The organism is Microcoleus sp. CAWBG27 (genome assembly GCF_020883145.1).
Taxonomy (GTDB): domain Bacteria; phylum Cyanobacteriota; class Cyanobacteriia; order Cyanobacteriales; family Microcoleaceae; genus Microcoleus.
Genome location: NZ_JAHREU010000058.1, coordinates 45,414 through 51,493, shown reverse-complemented (window position 1 = coordinate 51,493; position 6,080 = coordinate 45,414). Strand labels below are relative to the sequence as shown.

Annotated in this window: 8 protein-coding genes; 3 read left to right on the top strand and 5 right to left on the bottom strand. The window is 42.6% G+C overall.

The features are described 5' to 3' along the window. Positions 1–438: 438 nt before the first annotated feature. Positions 439–1,080 carry a hypothetical protein gene (locus tag QZ938_RS25300; protein ID WP_293353944.1) on the bottom strand — a complete coding sequence of 214 codons (642 nt, stop codon included), beginning with the start codon at positions 1,078–1,080 and terminating at the stop codon, positions 439–441. 234 nt (positions 1,081–1,314) lie between these two features. On the opposite strand from QZ938_RS25300, the gene QZ938_RS25295 reads away from it, so the two are divergent. Beyond that, on the top strand, positions 1,315–2,331 hold the full coding sequence (locus tag QZ938_RS25295) for a YihY/virulence factor BrkB family protein (RefSeq protein WP_293149284.1): 1,017 nt from the start codon (positions 1,315–1,317) through the stop codon (positions 2,329–2,331). A 505-nt stretch (positions 2,332–2,836) separates the two neighbouring features. Then, a complete protein-coding gene (locus tag QZ938_RS25290; protein ID WP_293353946.1) occupies positions 2,837–3,499 on the top strand; it encodes a hypothetical protein in 663 nt (220 codons plus the stop codon). A gap of 174 nt (positions 3,500–3,673) precedes the next feature. Here QZ938_RS25290 and QZ938_RS25285 read toward each other — a convergent pair whose 3' ends face one another. The 4 genes from QZ938_RS25285 to QZ938_RS25270 form a co-directional block, all read right to left on the bottom strand. After that, on the bottom strand, positions 3,674–4,366 hold the full coding sequence (locus QZ938_RS25285; protein WP_293353948.1) for an MAE_28990/MAE_18760 family HEPN-like nuclease: 693 nt from the start codon (positions 4,364–4,366) through the stop codon (positions 3,674–3,676). 106 nt (positions 4,367–4,472) lie between these two features. Further along, positions 4,473–5,036: a DUF262 domain-containing protein gene (locus QZ938_RS25280; protein ID WP_293353950.1), complete on the bottom strand. Its 564-nt coding sequence runs from the start codon at positions 5,034–5,036 to the stop codon at positions 4,473–4,475. A gap of 119 nt (positions 5,037–5,155) precedes the next feature. After that, positions 5,156–5,326, bottom strand: a complete 171-nt coding sequence (locus QZ938_RS25275) for a hypothetical protein (RefSeq protein WP_293353952.1) — start codon at positions 5,324–5,326, stop codon at positions 5,156–5,158. A 135-nt stretch (positions 5,327–5,461) separates the two neighbouring features. After that, positions 5,462–5,698: a hypothetical protein gene (locus tag QZ938_RS25270; RefSeq protein WP_293363440.1), complete on the bottom strand. Its 237-nt coding sequence runs from the start codon at positions 5,696–5,698 to the stop codon at positions 5,462–5,464. A gap of 202 nt (positions 5,699–5,900) precedes the next feature. On the opposite strand from QZ938_RS25270, the gene QZ938_RS25265 reads away from it, so the two are divergent. After that, positions 5,901–6,077: a hypothetical protein gene (locus QZ938_RS25265; RefSeq protein WP_293353956.1), complete on the top strand. Its 177-nt coding sequence runs from the start codon at positions 5,901–5,903 to the stop codon at positions 6,075–6,077. The last annotated feature ends 3 nt before the right edge of the window (positions 6,078–6,080 follow it).

Sequence of the window (6,080 nt, the reverse complement as noted above, 5' to 3'; positions counted from 1 at the left end):
CCCAAAGCCTCATTCTACCGTTAATATTTCACAGAGGCTGGAACCCAGAACCCCCATTCTACCGTTGGTCATTGAAAACTGTCCGGACTATTGTTATTCCGATATTTACATAACCGGGATGCTCCCATCGACTAATCTCGTCAATTTTCCCAGATTTACAACTAACGGCCCAACAAATCTTTGCAGGAAGTGGCTCTTCTAACTATAACAGTTTGTAGTCAGGACTTCAGTCCTTCTTCTCTAGATGCGGACTGAAGTCCTCACTACAAACCAATTTTTTCGTCAAGATATTCAAACACGATATAAGTAGTAGGGTGCGTCAGCCAATTCTCTATCCCCGCCTAAAAATTATGCTCCTCGCTGACGCACCCTACAATATCTAACTATTTTTGCAAGAAGTCTACTAATAACTAATAACCAATGACTAATGACTAATGACTAATTCCCAAATGGCGGTAAATCGAGTAACTGGTTTTTAGAAGGTGGAAGCTGGGCGGGATTCCGGCCAGTTTGCGCGGGATTTTGGCGGATTTCGATCGCAGTTTCGCCAGGATTTGCGGTGCGAGTAGGGACTATTTCTAGAGAATAGGCTGGTGATTGTTCCATTTTTGTAGTAGGAACAGTTTGTGCTTTGGTGAGCAAGTCAACGGCGTCTGCTAGGGCGGTGGTTAAATTTCTGCTAGTTTCGGCGTGACGGGCTTCTTCTTGTTTGAGGGCTTGAGTCAGTTGTTTGATTTGTTCGATCGCCCGATCGCGCTCTTCGAGAACTTCTGCTAACTTAGTTTTAAGTTCCCCAACTGTATGCAGTTGTTCAACCTCATTCTGGCGTGCAACTCCAGCTTCGTCACCTTCGGGCGCAATCGGGGAGAAAGTTTGAAATTCCTGTATCTGTGCTTCCAAAGCATCGATAGTTTGCTGAGTTAACTTAGCATCATTCCGTCGCTGCTCGGCTTCGGTATTGTAGAGTTGGCGCCATTGAGCCGCACTTTCACCAGCGTCATCGCGATCGCGCGAAACCTCTGTTAACTGCTGTTGCAGTCGCTTAATTTCATCTAACCACTGTCTGATATCTTGAGACATATTGTTTATTTTAGAATGGGGAATGGGGAATTGGGAATTGGGAATTGGGAATAGCTTAATTAATTCATTCCTGGAGGCAGAGATATTATTTGTGGGTGATTGTGTCCACCTTGGATCGATAAATAGTGTAAAAATTGCCGATCGACTTGTAAGTCATATAATTAACATTTGTCATTTCCAGTTGTCGCCCCTGAGTTTATTTTCCATTTTCCGTTTCCCCGTTTCCTGTGCGCTATGAACATTTTTTACTGGCTGCGCTACCTAATTTTAGCTTTGTTTGGGGTGCTTGTGAGGCTGCTGAGAGCTGTTAAAAGGAAATTTGGTGATTTTTGGCTGTTCTGTCGCTGTTTGACTTGGAGCACGCTCAAGGAAGTCGGCGTGAAAGCGGGAGAGCAGCGGTTGCCGGGGCTATCTGCCGAAATGGCCTACAATTCTATGCTGGCCCTGTTTCCGGGGCTGTTGGCTGTCTTGTCGGCGATCGCCCTGTTTGAACCTTTGCAATCAACACTTTATCAAATTGCCGGTCTTTTGGGCAAAGTTATACCCGATGAAGTCCGAAATTTGATTCGCACTTCCCTCAAAGAAATCCTTTTATATCGCAACCAACAACTATTTTCACTCAGTTTTGTCGCATCGCTGTGGGCATTTTCTGGAGTCATGAGTGCGGCGATGGCTGCGCTCGATCGCATTCATGAAATTCCGAGCGATCGCACTCGACCATTTGTGAAAGCAAAACTGATTGCTCTAGCACTGAGTATCGGTACAATTATATTATTAATTCTAGCATCGGGCGTAGTATTTGTCAGCGACTTAATTGTACAAGCTATTGCCCGCCAGAGTTGCCTGCTGGAGTCGGTCGCTAATTGCAATTTAAAAGATGTTCAAAATTGCTTGGCACCGACAGACAATTGCCCTTTGGAGTCGCAACTGTTAGCTGTTTGGCGGCTGTGGCGCTGGCCTAGTTCTTTAGGCATTATCTCAGTTGCCTTTGCCTTTGTTTACCGTTACGGGCCGAGCCGACACCAAAGAGATATTCCGATTTTTTCGGGGGCTGTTTTTGCGGCTGTTTTGTGGGCGCTGATTTCAGCTTTGTTCCGCTTCTACGTTTTGAATTTGGGTAATTATAGTTGGACTTACGGGACGATCGGCACTTTTATTGTTTTGCTATTGTGGCTCTATCTTTGTTCTTTGGTGATGCTGATCGGTGCTCAGTTAAATGTGACAATCGGAAAAGCAATGAAACTAAAATAATTGGGAATTGGCAATGGGGCATGGGGTATTGGGCATTGGGCATGGGGCATTGGGCATTGGGCATTGTTAGCTGTCAACTGTTAACTAAGAAATAATAACTAATAACTAATAAATAATAACTAAGAACTAAGAACTAATGACAACTGATAACTGACTATTACTTACCAAGAAGAATGGTTTTAAAGCCTCCTCCTTCGAGGGGGAAATAAAATAAAATTATTCACTGTTTGAATCCTCTTGCTAAGTAGAGGTCGCTCTCAAACTGTCAACTGTCAACTGTCAACTGTCAACTGTTGAACTTACTTACCGGAGCGCCCTTTACCTGCGGAGTATAGTGCTGAGGATGCCCGCAACAAAAGAAAGTAAAACCAGTATCCAAATAACAACACCGGGAATGAATGTCAAGAGGCCAACACCTCTGAGAATCCAAACTAGCAAGGTGATGCCCAGGATACTCAAAAAGATGCGGGTAGATAGTCGCATTTGAAATCTAGGAGAATTAGTCATGTTAAATCTTAAAGTTTTGTCTGGATCGATGATAGCTGTTTTATTGGCGATCGGCTCTTATCTGGGAGCAATATCTAATCCGGGTGTCGCTGTGGCGCGCACGGGTGCAAATACCCGAGGGGAAATAGCCAATGCTGCTGCAAAATCTTCCTCTGCAAGTGTAGCAATTGCCGATCGCACAATTGGCGAAGCAAAAATCGGCATGACTTTCGGACAACTCAAGCAGGCTTTGGGTTCCACAGCCCAGTTTAAGGTAGAGTCTCCTTTTATGGTAGACTTTGATGCAGTGACAGTTAGTCGATCGGGAAAAGTACAGTATCGGATTATCTACGCTGCAGGTACAAAGCTGAAAGATGCGGATGCGATCGAACTTTTGATGACAGACAATCCCAACTATAAAACACTTCAGGGCGTCGGGCCAGGAATGACCTTAAAACAAGCCGAGGCAATTTACGGCAAAACTACTTTATCTTATAATGTGGATAATGAATCGAGAGAAAATGTAGTTTTTGCCAACCAACCGAGCAAGAAGTTCTTGTTTGTTCCCAAGGCTGATGGGAAACAATTTGCAGGGGTTTACGGCGCGGGTAAAGGCGGATTTTTTGAGACTAACAAGTATCAAACCAATGCTGTAATTAAGTCAGTGATGGTGCGGAAGTAGCCTTCGCATCATTCCTAGAAACCGGGTTTCTTCCGAGATATCTCGCCACCCAACCAAAATTACCCTAGAAACCCGGTTTCTTACCCCTCGCATCATTCCCAGAAACCTGGTTTCTTATGAGATATGTCGCCACCAACCAAAATTACTCTAGAAACCCGGTTTCTTAGCCTAAAATTAAGGATTATTTGTATTTACGTCCAAATACTCTTGATTGTCCAGATAACTTTTAACATTCTCAAGTATTTGACGCAAATACTCTATGACTTCTTCCTTCATTTCTAATAGTTCCTCAATAGCCTGATATCCCCCCACTTCTTCAAAAGACTTAATCCCGTGGGCTAAATCATTTCTATTACTTTTAATCACTACAAGATTTTGCCCATTTTTGGTCTTAGCAAAGTCTGTTTGATATGAAAAACCGTATTTGTCTGCTATTTCTTTAATTAACCTAGCATCCACATTTCCTGAAAACAGTTCCTCGCGTTCAAATGTAGCTGTGATTATATCAGTAGAGAGTTGGTTAATTGTTAAATAAATTTTCTTAGGAGAACGATTTTTAAGATTTTGGAGGACAATCAGTTTAATTTCTGGTTTGAGTTGGTCAAAGGTGACTGCTTTATTTTTGAACTCCTCAAATATGGCTTCAATCGCATTTCGCATAGTAGATTCAACTAAGTTATACAGCAACAAAAAACCATTGGCTTTGAGAGTTTTTGCTAACTCTGGATCTAGGCTTTTAATTTGGTAGTTGCCAGTAGTATCAAGTAAAGCTAACTGCGTTGTCTGTTTTTCCAGGCTGTCCAAAAATACAAAGTAATCATCCACATCTTTAGCGCGTATATTAAATTCTAAGAATACAGTTTCCATGATTATATTCGACTGCCAACATATTGAATATGCACAAATTATTTTGATTATACCAATAATTGCAGCAGTATATTTTGTGCTTTATTGAATTTTTTTTACTTGGCTGTTAAAATGATTGTATGCGTTCAAATACATCTCTTCGGACTTCCTCGTTGGCAGCTTGGGTTAGTTGGATAATCCGAACTGTAGTTCGGTTGAAGTGTCTCTGACGAGAAAGCAGTAGATCGGCAAACTTAAATCCATTTAATTGCTCTATTTTTTCGAGTCCACTTAATGTTAATTCGTTATTGATAAATCTAGCTAGGGTAAGAATGCGTTGTGCGCCGTCTACGATCTCTAAACGTGGTTCATCATTTTCATCATGACGGATCTCAACAACGAATATATAAGGTATTGGTATCCCCCAAATTACAGACTCAATAAACTTTGATTGCCTGGTGTCATCCCAAACAATTTGACGTTGGTAGTCTGGAATAAACAATTTATTAGTATCATCGTTAATTCCTTCCAGATATTTTTGAACGAGTATTTCGACTGGATACTGTTTCGTGTCGTAATTAATTTGCTGCCGCTTGTCGCGAATTTCCATTTCAGCGGCATTTCTGTCTTGAAGTGTAATTTGTTCTAGTTGCGATCGCATATTTTTAAGTAACGAAGAAGCACTGTACATACGAGCATTTTACCACAACCCAGGGTTCATTGAGTGCTGTTCCGATAATTCGGAGATGATGTCCTCCCAAAAGGCGATCGCTTGTATTAGCGATCGCAACTCTTCACATCTACTCAAACTTATAGCTTTTGTGCCGCAGCGGGTTTACCATCAGCTTTCCGCCGCCACTTGTTGTCTATTGTTGCCGATTCCTCAAAAGCCTGTTTAATTTGCTGTTTGCCGACGATCGCAATTTCGCGAATTTCCTCTAGGATAGCTTTTTGCTGTTCCGTCATTTCTGCTTGTTTCATTCTTAAAATTATCTGCGTTCATCTGCGTTTATCAGCCTACATCTGCGGTTTTGGGCTCCCAGATTTCTGCAAAGCGATCGCCCTTATTCACAAAAAGAGCGATCGCCAAACAGAAACTACCGGAAAGATTAAAATCTACAACGCGCTAGTGAGAGAATTGGCAGGACGATCGCACAATGCCTCCAAACGATTGCTTTCCCCCTTTAAATCGAACACAACCTCAAACTTAACGTGGGGTATAGTTTGACGCAAAAACTGAAAATGCCCCTCTGCATCGGAGCGACTGCGGCAGCGGGCGACAATTATCCATTGCCCGGAGGGTAACAAACGGGCGATCGCCCAACAACACAAGCGGTCTTTGTATGTCAACATAGAACTCATCTCCATTGATATTTTTGGAGCCAGAGCCAGCCCGGAACCTTGGACAGTAAGGGGCTGGCTTCTGACTGTTTATAGGTTGCATTATAACATATTATAACGTGTATTGCAACATTTCCACGTAATATGACGTACTTCCCTCTTAACTCAAAACAGCGTAAGATGGACTGTGTTGATATGTTTTGCAGTGCAACGAATGGCTTCACGGGGAAGAGTTACGGCATATCTGCCAGAGGAAATTCAAAAAGCTCTGGAAGAATGGGCAGAAGAGGAGAGCAGATCCGTTAGCAGTTTGGCAACGTACCTGCTGACTAAATCTGTTCGAGAGCGTCAAGAGTTGAAAAAGGATGAATCTAGAAGCGATCGCCCTTAAGCG

Excerpts from the sequence above, each read along its gene's own strand:
- QZ938_RS25300 (WP_293353944.1), bottom strand. The coding sequence starts at position 1,080 with ATGTCTCAAGATATCAGACAGTGGTTAGATGAAATTAAGCGACTGCAA.
- QZ938_RS25295 (WP_293149284.1), top strand. The coding sequence starts at position 1,315 with ATGAACATTTTTTACTGGCTGCGCTACCTAATTTTAGCTTTGTTTGGG.
- QZ938_RS25290 (WP_293353946.1), top strand. The coding sequence starts at position 2,837 with ATGTTAAATCTTAAAGTTTTGTCTGGATCGATGATAGCTGTTTTATTG.
- QZ938_RS25285 (WP_293353948.1), bottom strand. The coding sequence starts at position 4,366 with ATGGAAACTGTATTCTTAGAATTTAATATACGCGCTAAAGATGTGGAT.
- QZ938_RS25280 (WP_293353950.1), bottom strand. The coding sequence starts at position 5,036 with ATGTACAGTGCTTCTTCGTTACTTAAAAATATGCGATCGCAACTAGAA.
- QZ938_RS25275 (WP_293353952.1), bottom strand. The coding sequence starts at position 5,326 with ATGAAACAAGCAGAAATGACGGAACAGCAAAAAGCTATCCTAGAGGAA.
- QZ938_RS25270 (WP_293363440.1), bottom strand. The coding sequence starts at position 5,698 with ATGTTGACATACAAAGACCGCTTGTGTTGTTGGGCGATCGCCCGTTTG.
- QZ938_RS25265 (WP_293353956.1), top strand. The coding sequence starts at position 5,901 with ATGGCTTCACGGGGAAGAGTTACGGCATATCTGCCAGAGGAAATTCAA.